This window comes from Pseudoalteromonas sp. ASV78 (assembly GCF_047806705.1).
GTDB lineage: Bacteria > Pseudomonadota > Gammaproteobacteria > Enterobacterales > Alteromonadaceae > Pseudoalteromonas > Pseudoalteromonas prydzensis_A.
The window spans coordinates 630,655-645,481 of the sequence record NZ_JBLOPA010000001.1 but is presented as its reverse complement, the minus strand read 5'-3'; the positions used below and the strand labels follow the sequence as shown (position 1 = coordinate 645,481).

Annotated in this window: 11 protein-coding genes; 7 read left to right on the top strand and 4 right to left on the bottom strand. The window is 41.8% G+C overall.

Annotation, left to right across the window (positions count from 1 at the left end):
- Positions 1-74 precede the first annotated feature (74 nt).
- From ACMVDV_RS02835 to ACMVDV_RS02815, 5 genes are all read left to right on the top strand, one after another.
- Positions 75-551, top strand: coding sequence for a DUF4124 domain-containing protein (locus tag ACMVDV_RS02835; RefSeq protein ID WP_416157118.1), 477 nt, complete (start codon positions 75-77; stop codon positions 549-551).
- An 82-nt stretch (positions 552-633) separates the two neighbouring features.
- Complete coding sequence (gene aceK, locus ACMVDV_RS02830) at positions 634-2,352, top strand: bifunctional isocitrate dehydrogenase kinase/phosphatase (RefSeq protein ID WP_416157117.1); 1,719 nt, start codon at positions 634-636, stop codon at positions 2,350-2,352.
- Positions 2,353-2,367: 15 nt separating this feature from the next.
- The gene (locus tag ACMVDV_RS02825) at positions 2,368-3,306 is read left to right on the top strand and encodes a LysR family transcriptional regulator (protein ID WP_304184582.1); all 939 of its coding nucleotides are present in this window, start codon (positions 2,368-2,370) and stop codon (positions 3,304-3,306) included.
- 174 nt (positions 3,307-3,480) lie between these two features.
- The gene (locus ACMVDV_RS02820; protein WP_416157116.1) at positions 3,481-3,924 is read left to right on the top strand and encodes a ferritin-like domain-containing protein; all 444 of its coding nucleotides are present in this window, start codon (positions 3,481-3,483) and stop codon (positions 3,922-3,924) included.
- 223 nt (positions 3,925-4,147) lie between these two features.
- Positions 4,148-4,543 (top strand): ExbD/TolR family protein, encoded by a 396-nt coding sequence (locus tag ACMVDV_RS02815; protein ID WP_416157115.1) that lies wholly within the window; start codon positions 4,148-4,150, stop codon positions 4,541-4,543.
- 57 nt (positions 4,544-4,600) lie between these two features.
- Here ACMVDV_RS02815 and ACMVDV_RS02810 read toward each other — a convergent pair whose 3' ends face one another.
- The 4 genes from ACMVDV_RS02810 to ACMVDV_RS02795 all read right to left on the bottom strand — a co-directional run bounded on the left by ACMVDV_RS02810 (position 4,601) and on the right by ACMVDV_RS02795 (position 10,105).
- Positions 4,601-7,600, bottom strand: a complete 3,000-nt coding sequence (locus ACMVDV_RS02810; protein ID WP_304184652.1) for a TonB-dependent receptor plug domain-containing protein — start codon at positions 7,598-7,600, stop codon at positions 4,601-4,603.
- A 30-nt stretch (positions 7,601-7,630) separates the two neighbouring features.
- The gene (locus ACMVDV_RS02805) at positions 7,631-8,707 is read right to left on the bottom strand and encodes a FecR family protein (RefSeq protein WP_416157114.1); all 1,077 of its coding nucleotides are present in this window, start codon (positions 8,705-8,707) and stop codon (positions 7,631-7,633) included.
- Positions 8,704-9,261, bottom strand: a complete 558-nt coding sequence (locus ACMVDV_RS02800; RefSeq protein WP_304184591.1) for an RNA polymerase sigma factor — start codon at positions 9,259-9,261, stop codon at positions 8,704-8,706. Before ACMVDV_RS02800 ends, ACMVDV_RS02805 begins: the two co-directional genes overlap by 4 nt.
- 241 nt (positions 9,262-9,502) lie before the next feature.
- Positions 9,503-10,105 (bottom strand): TetR/AcrR family transcriptional regulator, encoded by a 603-nt coding sequence (locus ACMVDV_RS02795; RefSeq protein ID WP_304184594.1) that lies wholly within the window; start codon positions 10,103-10,105, stop codon positions 9,503-9,505.
- A gap of 239 nt (positions 10,106-10,344) precedes the next feature.
- Between ACMVDV_RS02795 and ACMVDV_RS02790 the strand changes: the two genes are divergently transcribed.
- Together ACMVDV_RS02790 and ACMVDV_RS02785 are read left to right on the top strand one after the other, a co-directional pair.
- Complete coding sequence (locus tag ACMVDV_RS02790; protein WP_416157113.1) at positions 10,345-11,547, top strand: efflux RND transporter periplasmic adaptor subunit; 1,203 nt, start codon at positions 10,345-10,347, stop codon at positions 11,545-11,547.
- A gap of 14 nt (positions 11,548-11,561) precedes the next feature.
- Positions 11,562-14,735: an efflux RND transporter permease subunit gene (locus ACMVDV_RS02785; protein ID WP_304184597.1), complete on the top strand. Its 3,174-nt coding sequence runs from the start codon at positions 11,562-11,564 to the stop codon at positions 14,733-14,735.
- The last annotated feature ends 92 nt before the right edge of the window (positions 14,736-14,827 follow it).

Below are 14,827 nucleotides of genomic sequence, written 5' to 3'. Positions count from 1 at the left end.
GCCACTGGCAATTTACCCAAGTTAGGTTATAGTTTTTATAATTGATTATGTCCTAACTAGGGAAGGCTAGCGTAATGAAACTGTGTACTCTATTAGTTATTTTTATCAGTTTGCTACTCGTTACTAATCCGGTTTCCGCTGCTGAGCAATACTATAAGTGTGTCACCGACAAAGGCACTACTTTTAGCCAGTTTCCTTGTGGCGAGCAAGCCACAGAGCATAAACTTACCGTATCCCCGAATGTTACGCCTTCTAACGTAAATCATGTAAAAGCACTTAACTCTCTTGAACGTGAACAAATTGTTCGCAATCTCAACGCAGAAATTCGCAGCGTTAAACATAAACTCGCCATTTTGAGTCGTGACCGTGACCGCGCTGAATACGAGCAACTGCAACGGCTTAATCGTTTAATGAGTGATGATGATAAAAAAAAGCTTAGTAAAGAGATAAAAAAGCAGCTAAAAGTGATCAATAAAACCTTTGCCAAAAACACCAAAACAACTAACAAACAGCTCTCCACACTAGAAAAAAAACTAAAACGTTATAAATAAGCTATTGGGTTTTACTAGTATTTAGCATACTCTTAACAAGTGTAGAGTATATACTCTATAGGTCATTTTGGAGTACCCGTTCATGCAACCACAAAACATCGCCGAGCTGATTTTAAATGGCTTTAAAAAGCATTATAAATTATTTCAGCAGATCACTGCACAGGCCCCTCTCGCATTTGCCAATAGAGACTGGGCAAAAATGCATGATATCAGTCGCCTGCGAATAACCTATTACGATGATCGGGTAAACGAAACCACTCAACAGCTACAAAATCAGCAATTAGCCAATCAACTTGATGAATCACTGTGGCTGCAAACAAAACAAACTTATCAGCATTTTTTAACGTTTCATCCGCAAGCAGAATTAGCTGAAACTTTTTATAATTCCGTATTTTGCCGATTATTTCATCGGCGTTATTTTAATAATGATTTTATTTTTGTTAAAGCCACTTTAGCCGATGCGCCTGCTCTGCCCGTTGAAGCCGAATACCGTAGCTATTTTCCTGTTGTAGACGGTTTAAAGCCCACCATTAGAAAAATAATCAACCAGTTTGATTTTAAAGCAGATTTTGTTAATTTAGAACGTGATATACGGCTGCTTGTTAAGGCGTTTTACAAACAAGCTCCCGACACTCATCATCGTGCATGGCAAATGCGTTTTGATATTTTACAAACGCCTTTTTACCGTAATAAAGCCGCGTATATTGTTGGCCGAGTAGTCTCGCAAAGTGGTGTACAGCCATTTATTATTGCCGTGTTGCATCACCAAGAGCACGGCCTGTATCTTGATGCGTTACTCACTAACTCATCACAAATGCGGGTTATTTTTGGTTTTGCCCGCGCCTATTTTATGGTTGAAACTCACGCCCCTTCGGCCTTAGTGCGGTTTTTAAATCAACTAATGCCCAACAAAACCTTGGCAGAGCTTTACAATGCCATTGGTTTTCATAAACAAGGTAAAACCGAGTTCTATCGCGAGTTTTTAACCCATTTACAACGCTCCAGCGATGACTTTGTGATTGCTCCTGGTACACCAGGTATGGTGATGATGGTATTTACCCTGCCTTCTTTTGATTATGTGTTTAAAATAATTAAAGATAAGTTTGGTGAAAGTAAACCGTTCGGTCGCGATACTGTACTTAAACGCTATCAATTAGTAAAAAGTCATGATCGGGTTGGCCGCATGGCCGATACCATAGAGTATTCAAACGTCGTATTCCCATTAGCACGTTTTAACGCTACATTGCTTGCACAACTTAAAGCAACCATTGGCTCATCAATGATCATTGAAGGTGATTTACTGATCATCAAGCATATGTATATTGAACGACGTATGACGCCACTGAATTTATATTTAGAAAACGCCAATACCGAAGATGCCGCTGTTGCTATTACAGAATACGGCCAAGCATTAAAAGAGATGATTGCGGTTAATATATTTCCGGGCGACATGCTGTTAAAAAACTTTGGTGTTAGTAAACATAAACGGATCATTTTTTACGATTACGATGAAGTGCAATATTTAACAGATATGAACTTCAGAGCACTGCCTAAAGCAAAAAGCTATGACGACTACTTAACCAATGAACAAAGCTACTCTGTAGCACCGCAGGATGTATTTCCTGAACAGTTATGCACCTTTGTAATGCCTAACCCGCGTTATAAAGCAATTTTTACTCAGGCACACCCTGAGTTACTCGATGTGATATTTTGGCAGCAAGCACAACAAAATGTAAAAAAAGGCATTGTTAGCCATATATACCCCTATCCGGCAGCACAGCGATTTATCCACCAGTGGTAAACGAAAGGACACACAATGAATATCAGTAAAATAGATTTAAACTTACTCGTTTATCTCGATACCTTATTACGCGAATGTAATGTTACTCGGGCCGCACATCAGCTGAGTATTACACAACCGGCCATGAGTAATGGTTTAAAACGCTTACGTAATTTGTTTAACGATCCAATTTTAGTACGCACCAGTGATGGCATGGTGCCTACCGAGCGGGCAATTGAATTACAGCCGGTGATCCGCGGTATATTAATGACCTTAGAAGAAACCCTTGCCCCTAATCGCGAGTTTGAAGCCAGCCAAAGTAAACGGGTATTTCGGATCATGGCCAGTGATTACGCCGCCAGCACTTTAGCGCCCAAGTTATTAAGTAAACTTCACGCAGAAGCACCCGATACCACCTTAGATATTCTAACGCCAAGTGACGTGACCTTTCATGATGTAGAAAACGGCAAAGTCGATATGGCAATTAACCGCTTTGAAAACTTACCGCAATCGTTCCATCATAAGCGAATTTGGAAAGACAGCTTTTGCTGCTTAGTAAAAGCCGACAACCCGATAATCGAAAATTTTAGCTTAGATAGCTATTTAAAAGCCCGCCATATTTGGGTGAGTAAAACAGGCTTTGGGGTCGGCGTTGGTATGGATCCCAAAGATGTGCAAAAACTGGGTTGGGTAGATGAAGCCCTCGCACACTTTGGTAAACACCGTAATATCGCCACCTTTACCCGTAATTATCATGTCGCTATTCACTTAGCGAAAGAGCAAAATTTGGTTGCTACACTGCCTTCAAAAGCCGCCAATATTTATCTAGATGATGCTGGTTTAAAAATACTTGAGCCACCTTTTCCTATTCCGCCATTTGAACTCGATATGATCTGGAGTCCTTTGTTACACCGTGATGCAAGTCATATTTGGTTACGCCAAAAAGTGGCTGAAGTAGCCGATGAGTTAAAGTAACACTCTTACAAAGTCTGTGTAAATTTTGCTTACTGAGCTTAGCTTGGTAAGCAACCCTCTCCCCAGTAGTTATATTTACCCTATAATATACAGAGTGTTATATTAATTTCTCATACTGGAACATGGCTTGCTTTAGTTAATGTGAATTTCACTAAACTTAAAGAGGTCATAATTATGAATACCCATCAAGGACAAGACGTTAATCATATCACTGACATTATCCAAGTAATGAACAGCGGCATCGACTTTTATGAAAAAGCCCAACAAGAAGTGCAAGATCCAGCAATTGGCGCGCTTTTTCAACGTATGATAGATGCGCGTAAAGTGAGTGTTGAAAACCTTCAGCCTTATGCAATCAATGAGCAAGGAGAGCGCGAAGATGGCTCTTCATTTGCTGTTGAAGCTCGCCGTGCGTACACAGCACTTATCACTAAGTTCAGCTCAAATAACGATGAAAATTATGTTAAAGAGCTTGAAGAAGTGGAAGATAAAACACTTGAAGAAATTAAAGCCGCGATGAAAAAGCCACAGCCACAGGACTGCGAAGCCGCACTGGCTAAAGTATTATTAACCATGCAAAGCTGTCATACAGAAATGAGCCGTATGCAAAAACATTAATCACACTCATTAACTCAACGCCCAACCTTGTGTTGGGCTTTTTTATGCTAAAAACCATATTCTCATGAATTTTATAACAAAAAAATGCAAAGAATTAATAAAAATAAAATATTTATTTAACCACGATAGATTTTTATTCTACTAACTTTATAAATAGGTACCTGAGATCCGCTGTGGCGCCGCAGCATTTATTTAAACTTAATAAATATAATAAGGTTCCATTATGAGAAACAAACAACATATAAACCCACAAAACGCTGACGTTGATATGACCCCGATGCTTGATATCGTATTCATATTATTAATTTTCTTTATTGTTACAACATCGTTTGTAAAACCTGTGGCTATAGAGCTACAACGACCTTTAGATAAACCTAACATTGATAAGCAAACTAAAAGTGCCCATTTTAGTATCGACCAAAATAATGCCGTACATTTTGGCGAACGGTTAATTGCGTTAGACCAAGTAGCCACTAACCTTGCCATGTTTGCAGCAAACTATGAAATAACCGCAGTGCAAATTACAGCGAACGAAAACAGTAGCCATCAAACGTTGATGACGGTAATGAATAATATCAAAGAGTATGATAACTACCCCATCACACTGACATCAAATTAAACGCGCAAAAAAAGGGCCTAAGGCCCTTCAAAGCTAAATAACGTAGGAGAAGTTATTTTAGAAGCGGTATTCAGCACCTACATAATAGTAAGCACCGTTAAAACCAAATGGCGCAGAGCGACGTGAGTATTCAAATACCCCAGTGGAACTGACAATGGTATTACCCGATGCATCCACAATTGTGCCGGCACGTGAGTTACCAATGGTGTTTTTATCTGGGTATACGTCAAATAAGTTGTTAGCACCAATATTCAGTGACAGATTATCAGTAACAAAATAGTTTACTTTAATGTCAGTTAGAATTTCAGCACCATAGGTTTGCCGACCACCGTCTTCGACGGTATATTCACCATAACGGTTAAGTGACAAGTTTACCGTCCAATCTTCTAAACGATAGAGCGCACTTAAGTTAACTCTGTCTTGTGGTTGCCACTCTTCGATGATTGAAATTTCTTGTGCAGAAAATACGTCTTCTACAGGAATTGTTTCAAGGCCACTGCCCTGTGGAGTAAATAAGTCCACCACATCGGTTTCAGTAAAGTTAGCTGCAAGTGTAAAATCAAGTGTGCCGCCTAACCCTTCAGTATTCCAAGTCGCAACAAAATCAATACCTTGCGTTTCAGTATCAGCTCCATTTAAGAAAAACTGCCCAGCACCTGCACCAGAGCTAACCAGCGCTGCATCTAAGGTGTCTGCTAAGCCTTTGCCTAACCGATTACTGATCACAATACGGTCATCAATATCAATTGAATAATAATCTAACGTCACATTGATGTTATCAGTCACGTTGTAGACAATCCCCATACTCAGATTTTGCGATTTCTCTTCTTTGAGTTTTGGAATACCGATACTTTGTGCAAGGGTACTGTCATTTCTAAACGTACCAACTTCTTCAGCCACTAAGTTCCCATTAGGACCAACCACAAATTGGGTGCTGATGTTATTAAAATATAACTGCTGCATCGATGGCGCTCTAAAGCCGGTACTCACCGCACCACGTAACGATACATCATCAGTAACCGACCAGTTACCAGCAAGTTTAAAGTTTACCGTATCACCAAAACCTTTATAGTTATCATAGCGAAGTGCGCCTGAAATAATCACATCATCAATAATGTAGGTTTCAGCATCAAGATAAAATGAAATAACATCGCGCGATTCATCCACCGATGACTCTGGCGCAGAGCCGCCAAAACCTTGTGTCCCACCCGCTGCATTTTCGCTGCCAATACCGCCGCTCATACCATCGTAAATATTAACACCATTGTTGGTATCATAATCACGGTATGCGTATTCGCTGCCTTCTAAAATACGGTATTCATCGGTACGTAATTCAGCCCCCATAGCAAGTGAGAAATCGTCATAATCTTGCGTAAAATCAAGGTTAATCGTTTGCAGTGATAGCTCCATACCATACGCATACGCTTGGCGAGGAATAGTGGCACGAATATCATCCGCACTTAAACCTTGTTCATAACGTAGTAAATTAGCGTATGAGCCATTGATAGTGTCACTGGTGGTGTAATCAATGCTGTTTTCACCATAGGTGTATGACAAGTCAAGACTTGAGCTATTATCAAACTCTTTTTTAAAGCCAAAGTTATAAGAAATATCATCAATTGTGGTATTAATTTTTGGTAAGAAGCCCATTGGGATCACTGCATCACCATCTTGCAGTACTGGGTTACCGCCGCCATTGGCGTTTTCACGGAAAAATGCGGCAGATTCATTATCACGGGTTGAGTAAGTGATAAAACCATATAATTCACCACCAGCAAGTTCGTAACCGGTATTCACAGTTAGCGCAAATTGTTGCGAGTCTGCATCACCAATTCGAAAGGTATCACGTGGTGCAGTAAGCTCGCGTGGATCACCCGCTAAAAGCGTGCCATCAGCCAGTTCTGTACAGCCATAAAATTGGCAAGAGCCGTGTAAACCAGCGCGATTAGTCGGCGCACGGTCGCGGTAATTGATCGTGGTATTTAAATAACCATCATCACCTAGCGCAAAACCTTTATTAAAATCAACAGTAACCGTTTCGCCATCACCCTCAGAGTATTGGCCATAATTAACCGCTGCTTTACCGCCTTCATCTGCGTCTTTTAAAACAATGTTAATAACACCCGCGATCGCATCAGAGCCATATTGCGCAGCCGCACCATCACGCAGCACTTCAATACGTTTGATTGCTGCCGCTGGGATCGCATTCATATCAGTACCTGCGGTACCACGCCCTACAGATGAATTGATATGGATAATACTCGCTTGGTGACGACGCTTACCATTGATAAGTACTAAGGTTTGATCGGGCCCTAAACCACGCAACGTCGCAGGACGTAATGCATCGGTGCCATCACTGATCGCTGAGCTTGAAAAGTTAAAAGAAGGTGCAATAGCTTGTAGCATACGACCAACTTCTGTTTGCCCTGTATTTTCCAGTGCTTCCGCACTTAAAATATCAACAGGGACGGGTAAATCTTCAACTGAACGCCCTGCTACACGGCTACCGACGATGGCAATTTTTTCAATGTTTTCTTGCGCGGCTTGTTGTTGTGCGTTTGCCACTTGACTATTGGTCGCCATTAAAAGTGGTAAAACAGCGGCACTGACCCCTGAAAGCTTTCTCATGTTGTTATCATTCCTATTGATTTGTTTGAGTTTTATACTCAGTAAACCATTTTGATCAACAACCGCATCGAGTTCAGTCTGCTGCAACATATTGCTAAGCGCTTCTAACTGAGTGTAATAACCATACACTGATTGAGCTTGGTATTGTTTGGCTAAATCAAACGAAAAAACCACGGTTTGTTCCGTTTGTTTGGCAAATTCAATCAGTGCTAAGTCTGCTCGCTGCGCTTTTATGTCAAATTGTATCATTTGTGATTCAACCGCTGCGCTTTGCACATTAAAACTTAATGCAAGCGGTGCGACGGCTAAAAATCCATAAATTGAATACGTTTGGTTACTGCGCAACTTATATAAACAGTTGAGAAAGAATAATCCGCTATGTAATTTTATCTTTTTATTAATTATTTTGTTACTTTTTGCTTTTACCATTGTAACGTCTGACACTTTTAATCAAAAAGCTTAGCTATGATCGGACTGTTTAAGGCTCACAATATGTTCACCTAAACGTTCATGCTCAATGGCTAAATTTAATCGTAAACTATCGAGCAACCCGACAATATCCCCAGCTTTAAAAACACCCGCGACTTTTAATGAAGCTAAACTAGGATCTGCCAATTCAAAGCGTGTTGCGGTATAACGACTCACTTCTTGTAATGCATCGCCAAGCGGTTCGCCATTAAAAATTAACATCCCTTGTTGCCATGCCAAATCGCGTTGTACGTCGTCTTGCGTTAAACGCGTAATTGGCTTTGTTATACTTTCTTTTATCAATGCTTTTTCACCAGAGATGACAATACTGGCATTAATATTTTTAACTTTTTCGGTATCATTACTGGCGTTTTGCAATTGTACAAAATCATCCGCATTTACAGCGACTGAAGGGTCAGTGATCATCACTTTACCTTCTGTCACCACTAATTCTAGATCTGATGCCGCATTACGTTGCACATTAAACACCGTTCCTAATGCTGTGAATGACTTATCACCCGCCATCACCGTAAAAGGACGTGCCGCATCTTTGGCAACATTAAAACGCCCTTCACCACGACTTAGGATCAGTTGGCGACGATTTTTTGTATATGCCACTTCCAATAAACTATTGGTATTAAGTTGCACTATCGTGCTGTCGGGTAATACAAACGTGGCTTGCTCACCCACTTTAGTGCGGTAAATTTTACTGTACTTGGCTTGTTCTTGTGGTGTTGTTGGCCAATGTTCAATGCCAATAAACATAAAACTGGCAATCAGTAAGGCTGCAAAAATACTTGCTGCAATAGAGAAATTAGCGCCTTTGTGGACTGGTTTATTAATACCATGCTTATTGGGGAATAAACTACTGAGCTCATTTAACACGCTTAATTCGTCCCATAATTGGGCTAATTCGAATACCGCATCTTGATGGGCTTTATTTTCTTGCACCCAAAGCTGAAATTGCTGACGTTCTTGCGCTGATAAGCCTCGATCCATTGCACTGATCCAACGACTGGCTGTTGCTTGAATAGTGTCTTTAGACGAAAACTGATGGATGTTACTCATTTTCCCACCCTCCTGGCAGGTTTAATAGTGGGATTATGCTGTTCACCCAACTGCTCATGCTGCTGCATATAGTGCATCGACTGTAACAACCCTTTAGCGATATGTTTTTCAACCGTGCTTTCACTTAACTTCATATGAGCGGCAATTTCTTTTTGGCTCATGCCATACACTTTCTTTAAAATAAAACATTTTCGTACTGGCTGGCTTAATTGCTCAGTTGCACGACAAAATAATAAAAAGCGCTCTTTTGAGGTCACTTCATCCTCAAGTTGCATTGATTTCAACGACTGCTGATAATCATCCGAGGTGTCTAATGAGTCACACTGTTGATTATCCCATTTTGCAATATGGTTAAGCGCTAAATGCTTGGCAGTTTTTAACATATAACTGCGTGCGTACTTTATATCTTGTTTTAAATCAGCCTGATAGCTTTTTACAAAGGTTTCTTGTACGATATCTTCTACATCATCTGGTTGCACAATACGAGAAACAAACCGACGCAACTGCGAGGACAACTCAAGAAATGTAGTGGATAATGCAAGCTTGCGCGTCATTATTGACTGTACCTTTGTTATTATTATTACGCTAAGAGTACGAGTTTTGACGACAATTACAAGCGCGATTGTTAATTTTGTGGTTATTAACGTTATTTCACTCACAAAGCACTTACAATAGTTTATTTTTCAGCTGCTGGTGAACTCAATAACGATGCCATAAACTCATAACACACTTCAATTTTTCGTGTGATTAAGCTGTTTTAACCAACTCAAACCACATAGTTATGACCGCTTCATTTTATTCCTGTAATTTAATACCGCTAATAAAAAATCGTGATGTTAAGTCAATTAGTTGCTCAATTTTTTCTTCATCAAGTGCTGGTTTCCACTGGATCACTTGCTCCCAGTAGGCCATTTTTTTTAGCCCACCGTAGAAAAAGGCCGCCGCAATATCGGCGGGAATATCATTTAACACACCTGCCGCGTGTGCTTGTGCAAACCAGCCTTGCAATCCTTTGCCGCAATCTAAAAATTTAGCTTCTAGGCGCGCTGCTTGTTGTTTATCACGCATTGACTCAATGATCACAATACGCGACAAAGTTAAATAGTCTTCATCGCTGCCTAAAGAAAGAGACAAACGTGCAAGATCTTTTAGCTGCTCGTAAATTGGTACGTCGCTACGATAATGATAATTTTGTAACTGCTCAATACGTGACAGTAGCAATAACACTACATCATCAAACAAAGCTTGTTTATTGGCGTAATGTTTATAAAGTGTACGTTTAGAAACATTCGCTTTTTTCGCAATGGCTTCCATAGTCGTGCCCACTAAGCCACGCTGTGCAAATTCTTCAATCGCAACGCACAATACATCGTTTTGTTTTGTATTATTTGGTTCCATACTGCCCCCAATATTTATCCAAATATTATACATGAATTTGCAATATAATCGTACTTTCGAAAAAGTAAACGCAAGTGTATACCTTAAACATGAATAGGTATACACTTGCGTTTACTTAGGCTAAATGGATTCTGCATTACGCAATTCAAGTTGATCATAAAATCAACACTGTGTCATGCTATTAACTTAGAAATCATTTACTATTATTCATACTTAACAATTGGAACTGTGGAGTAATCATGCGTCTGTCTTTCGCACCATCAAAATTATCTGTCTCTTTATTTTTATTGACCTCAGCCGCATTGCTACTGCAAGGCTGTAGTGAAGCACCCAAAGCCGAGCAAGCAGCGATGCATCCGGCCGCCGTTGCCACTACAATTGCAAGCTATGAAGATGCTCCATTTACAATTGAACTGCCTGCGACCTTATCTGGCTCTAAAGAAGTGGAGGTTCGTGCCAGAGTAACAGGGATTTTAGAATCTCGTAACTTTGATGAAGGTCAGACCGTTAGCCAAGGGCAGTCGCTTTTCACAGTGGATTTAGCCCCGTATCAACTCGCTGTTGAGAGCGCGCAAGCCGCCTTAGACGGCGCACAAGCCTCATTAGTACAATCTGAGCGTGAGGTTACACGTTTAGCAAAATTACGCGCTGACAAATCAGTATCGCAACGTGACTACGATAACGCCAGTTCTACTAATGATATTGCTAAGACCACTTTAGCGGCCGCTAAAGTGGCACTAAAAGAAGCCCAGCTCAATTTAGAGTATGCACAAGTAAAAGCCCCCGTTGCTGGGGTGATGGGCCGTGAATTTGTCTCTGAGGGCACCTATGTTTCAGGCCCTGATTTACTACTAACGCAAATAACTCAACTTGATCCTATTCGGTTACGATTTGGTATTTCTGAGCGTGAGCAGTTACAAATGCGACAAGATGTCGCGAATGGTTCATTAACCTTGCCAGAAAAAGGTCAATGGCACACGAGCATTAAATTACAAGACGGTTCACTCTCCAATAAAAGTGGCAAGGTTAACTTCTCTGATGTGCGCATTAACCCAAATACCGGCACCAGCGAACTACAGGCCATTATCCCCAACACTGATTTTGAGCTTCGCCCAGGTCAATTTGTGCGAGTGATGCTAAGTGGCGCGGTCCGTAAAAATGCCTTTGTTATTCCACAGCGTGCAGTGCTTGATAATGGCACCGGCAAGTTTGTTTATGTCGTAGCAAAAAATGAACAAGGCGACACGATTGCCCGCCCAGCCCCTGTTGAAGTAGGTGAATGGATCCAAAAGCCAGACAATCAAGGTGATAAAAACTTTTGGTTGATTAAATCTGGCATACAGCAAGGCGATGAAGTCATAATTGATGGCATGGCAAAGATCTTCTTTCCTGGCATGCCAGTGGTCGTTAACAATGTAACACACAGCGTAAGCGCAGAATAAGCGCAGGGAGTTTTATGTTTTCTCGTTATTTTATCGACAGACCTATTTTTGCGTTTGTGATCTCTATTGTGATTGTTTTGGCGGGTCTGGCTGCTATGCGCAGCTTGCCGATCGCCCAATACCCTGAAATTGCCCCACCGGTTGTGCAAGTTACAGCAGCCTACCCAGGTGCATCAGCTGAAGTACTGGAACAAACAGTCGCGGCGCCAATAGAAAATGCCATTACCGGTGTTGAAGGCATGATGTATATGTCTTCAACCTCTACCAGTTCTGGTGCAACGACTATTGAAATAACCTTTGAGATTGGCACCGATATTGACCAAGCTGCGGTCAACGTCAATAACCGTGTCAAACAGGTTGAAGCCCGATTACCAGAAGAAACACGCCGCCAAGGTGTGGTAGTACAAAAAGGTTCATCAAGCTTTTTACAAGTTCATGCGTTTTATTCGCCCGATGATAGTCGCGATAGTTTATGGACTTCAAATTATGTCACGCTGAATATTTTAGACCGCATCAAGCGTATACCCGGTACGACTAGCGTACAAATCTTTGGTGCGAAAGATTACGCCATGCGTATTTGGCTGCGCCCTGATGTAATGAGCCAATTAGGTGTCACTGTTGAAGAAGTAGCGGGGGCAATTCGCAGCCAAAACTCACAGTACGCAGCCGGCTCAATTGGCGCAACTCCTACCTCGCAATCCGCGCAAGAACTAGTTTACAGCGTTACCGCGCAAGGGCGTTTATCAGAACCTGAGCAATTTGAAGAAATCATTATTCGCTCAAACTTGGATGGCAGTAGCTTACGCTTAAAAGATATTGCCCGTGTTGAGTTAGGCGCAAAAGACTATAACTTTAGAGGCACCATCAACGGCAAAGAAGCCGTGCTCCTTGGTATTTTCCTGCAACCTGGTGCCAATGCTCTTGATGTAGCAGCAGAAGTAAATGGCGTATTAGCAGAAGTTACCCAGCAATTCCCCACTGGGCTCGCTCACTTAAATTCTTACGATACTACCCGCTTTGTGGAAGTCTCAATTCGCGAAGTTGTCATAACGCTAATTGAAGCAATGGTGCTCGTGTTTTTAGTGGTATTTTTGTTTTTACAAAATTGGCGCGCAACGCTTATTCCAACCCTTGCCGTGCCGGTATCGCTACTTGGCACATTTGCGGGTATGTATATGCTCGGTTACTCAATTAACTCGCTGACCTTATTTGGTATGGTGCTGTCTATTGGTATCGTGGTGGATGACGCTATCGTGGTACTTGAAAATGTTGAACGTATCATGCATGAAGAGCATGTTAGTGCCCATGAAGCTGCCATTAAAGCGATGAAAGAAGTATCAGGCCCTGTTGTTGCGATTGTGTTGGTGTTGTGCTCTGTGTTCGTGCCAATTGCCTTTTTAGGTGGCTTAACCGGTGAATTGTTCCGTCAGTTTGCAATTACTATCTCAATTGCAGTGAGCTTATCAGGCGTAGTCGCACTGACAATGACGCCCGCTTTATGTGTACTTATTTTAAAACAAGAGCATAAACAAACCGCACGCTTCTTTTTATGGTTCAACCGTGTATTTACTAAAATTACCAGTAACTATGTGGGTGCAGTAGGATTTATGGTACGTCGCGGTGCATTGGGTTTATTACTAATGATTGGTATGGTGTCAATCACCATTGGACTTTGGAAAAACACCCCTGGTTCGTTAGTGCCTGATGAAGATCAAGGCTACTATATTTCAGCGATTTTCTTACCTGATGGCTCATCCCTTGAGCGCACAGAAGAAGTAGTTGCTGAAGTAATTAGCGCCGTACAATCTAATCCTGCCAACGAAAATGTGGTGGCATTTACCGGCTTTGACTTTATTGGTGGCGGTTATAAAAACAGTGCCGCAACCTTATTCGTCACCCAAAAACATTGGGATGAACGTGAGATTGATACTAAAAGCTTGGTTAATGAGCTGTTTATGAAAACTGCGCATATCAACGAAGCCTTAGTACTGGCGTTTAATCCCCCCGCTATTTTCGGCTTAGGCAATACTGGCGGCTTTGAGTTTTATATTCAAAACAAAGGCGCAGGTGGCCCGGAAAAGCTACAACAAGCCATGGGATTAATGATGGCTGAAGCGCAAAAAAGTCCAATTTTAAGTGGCCTGCAAACGTTATGGAGACCGAATGCGCCGCAACTTAAAGTGGATGTTGACCGCGAACAAGCGCGTGCCATGGGCATTGAAGTTGACGATGCCTTCACCGCCCTTGCAGGCACACTCGGCACTTACTATGTTAATGATTTCAATAAGTTTGGCCGAGCATGGCAAGTACTGATGTCGGCTGAAGCAGAGTTTAGAATGAAACCGGATGACATAGGCCGAATTTATGTGAAAAACAGCCAAGGTACTATGGTGCCAATGTCGGCGTTTACTAACATAGAATACAGCCGCGGACCAGAAAGCCTGAATCGTTATAACAACCTGCCAGCGGTTAAATTGCTCGGTAACGCCGCACCGGGTTACAGCTCAGGGCAAGCAATTGCTGAGGTTGAACGTATTGCGAAAGCCGTATTACCACCCGATATGACTTACGACTGGACCGGCTCTGCGTATCAAGAAAAACGCAGCTCAGGTACCACAGGAATTGCTTTAGGCCTTGCGGTGATCATGGTATTTTTAATCCTTGCAGCGCTGTATGAGCGTTGGTCATTACCGCTCTCTGTGATGTTAGCTTTGCCATTTGGTACCTTTGGTGCATTAGTTTCCATTTGGTTAGTCGGTATGACGAATGATGTCTACTTCCAAATCGGCTTAGTGACGTTACTTGGCTTAGCCAGTAAGAACGCCATCTTGATTGTTGAATACGCCTTGATGAAACATCAACAAGGTTGGAGCGCAAGCGCTGCGGCACTTGAAGCTGCCCGCCTACGGTTTAGACCGATTATTATGACCTCATTGGCGTTTATTTTAGGCGTAGTGCCTTTGGTTATAAGTTCTGGAGCCGGTGCTGGCGCACGTCATAGTGTTGGTACTGGGGTTATGGGCGGGATGATGGCTGCAACATTCCTCGCAGTATTTTTTGTGCCACTGTTCTTTTACTGGCTGACCGAGCGCAAATTAACAGAGCAACGCTCCCGTGCAGATTTAGCGGATGAAATCGCAGCTCACCATAAACGAGAGCATGTCGATACTCAAGAAGGTAATGTTTAATTACTTACAACAAAAATATAAGGGCAAACAGTAGTTTGCCCTTTTTTATGGCCATTTGATAACTAGCAATTTTATGCCGTCGGCGCTACTAT

Excerpts from the sequence above, each read along its gene's own strand:
- ACMVDV_RS02835 (WP_416157118.1), top strand. The coding sequence starts at position 75 with ATGAAACTGTGTACTCTATTAGTTATTTTTATCAGTTTGCTACTCGTT.
- aceK (WP_416157117.1), top strand. The coding sequence starts at position 634 with ATGCAACCACAAAACATCGCCGAGCTGATTTTAAATGGCTTTAAAAAG.
- ACMVDV_RS02825 (WP_304184582.1), top strand. The coding sequence starts at position 2,368 with ATGAATATCAGTAAAATAGATTTAAACTTACTCGTTTATCTCGATACC.
- ACMVDV_RS02820 (WP_416157116.1), top strand. The coding sequence starts at position 3,481 with ATGAATACCCATCAAGGACAAGACGTTAATCATATCACTGACATTATC.
- ACMVDV_RS02815 (WP_416157115.1), top strand. The coding sequence starts at position 4,148 with ATGAGAAACAAACAACATATAAACCCACAAAACGCTGACGTTGATATG.
- ACMVDV_RS02810 (WP_304184652.1), bottom strand. The coding sequence starts at position 7,600 with ATGGTAAAAGCAAAAAGTAACAAAATAATTAATAAAAAGATAAAATTA.
- ACMVDV_RS02805 (WP_416157114.1), bottom strand. The coding sequence starts at position 8,707 with ATGAGTAACATCCATCAGTTTTCGTCTAAAGACACTATTCAAGCAACA.
- ACMVDV_RS02800 (WP_304184591.1), bottom strand. The coding sequence starts at position 9,261 with ATGACGCGCAAGCTTGCATTATCCACTACATTTCTTGAGTTGTCCTCG.
- ACMVDV_RS02795 (WP_304184594.1), bottom strand. The coding sequence starts at position 10,105 with ATGGAACCAAATAATACAAAACAAAACGATGTATTGTGCGTTGCGATT.
- ACMVDV_RS02790 (WP_416157113.1), top strand. The coding sequence starts at position 10,345 with ATGCGTCTGTCTTTCGCACCATCAAAATTATCTGTCTCTTTATTTTTA.
- ACMVDV_RS02785 (WP_304184597.1), top strand. The coding sequence starts at position 11,562 with ATGTTTTCTCGTTATTTTATCGACAGACCTATTTTTGCGTTTGTGATC.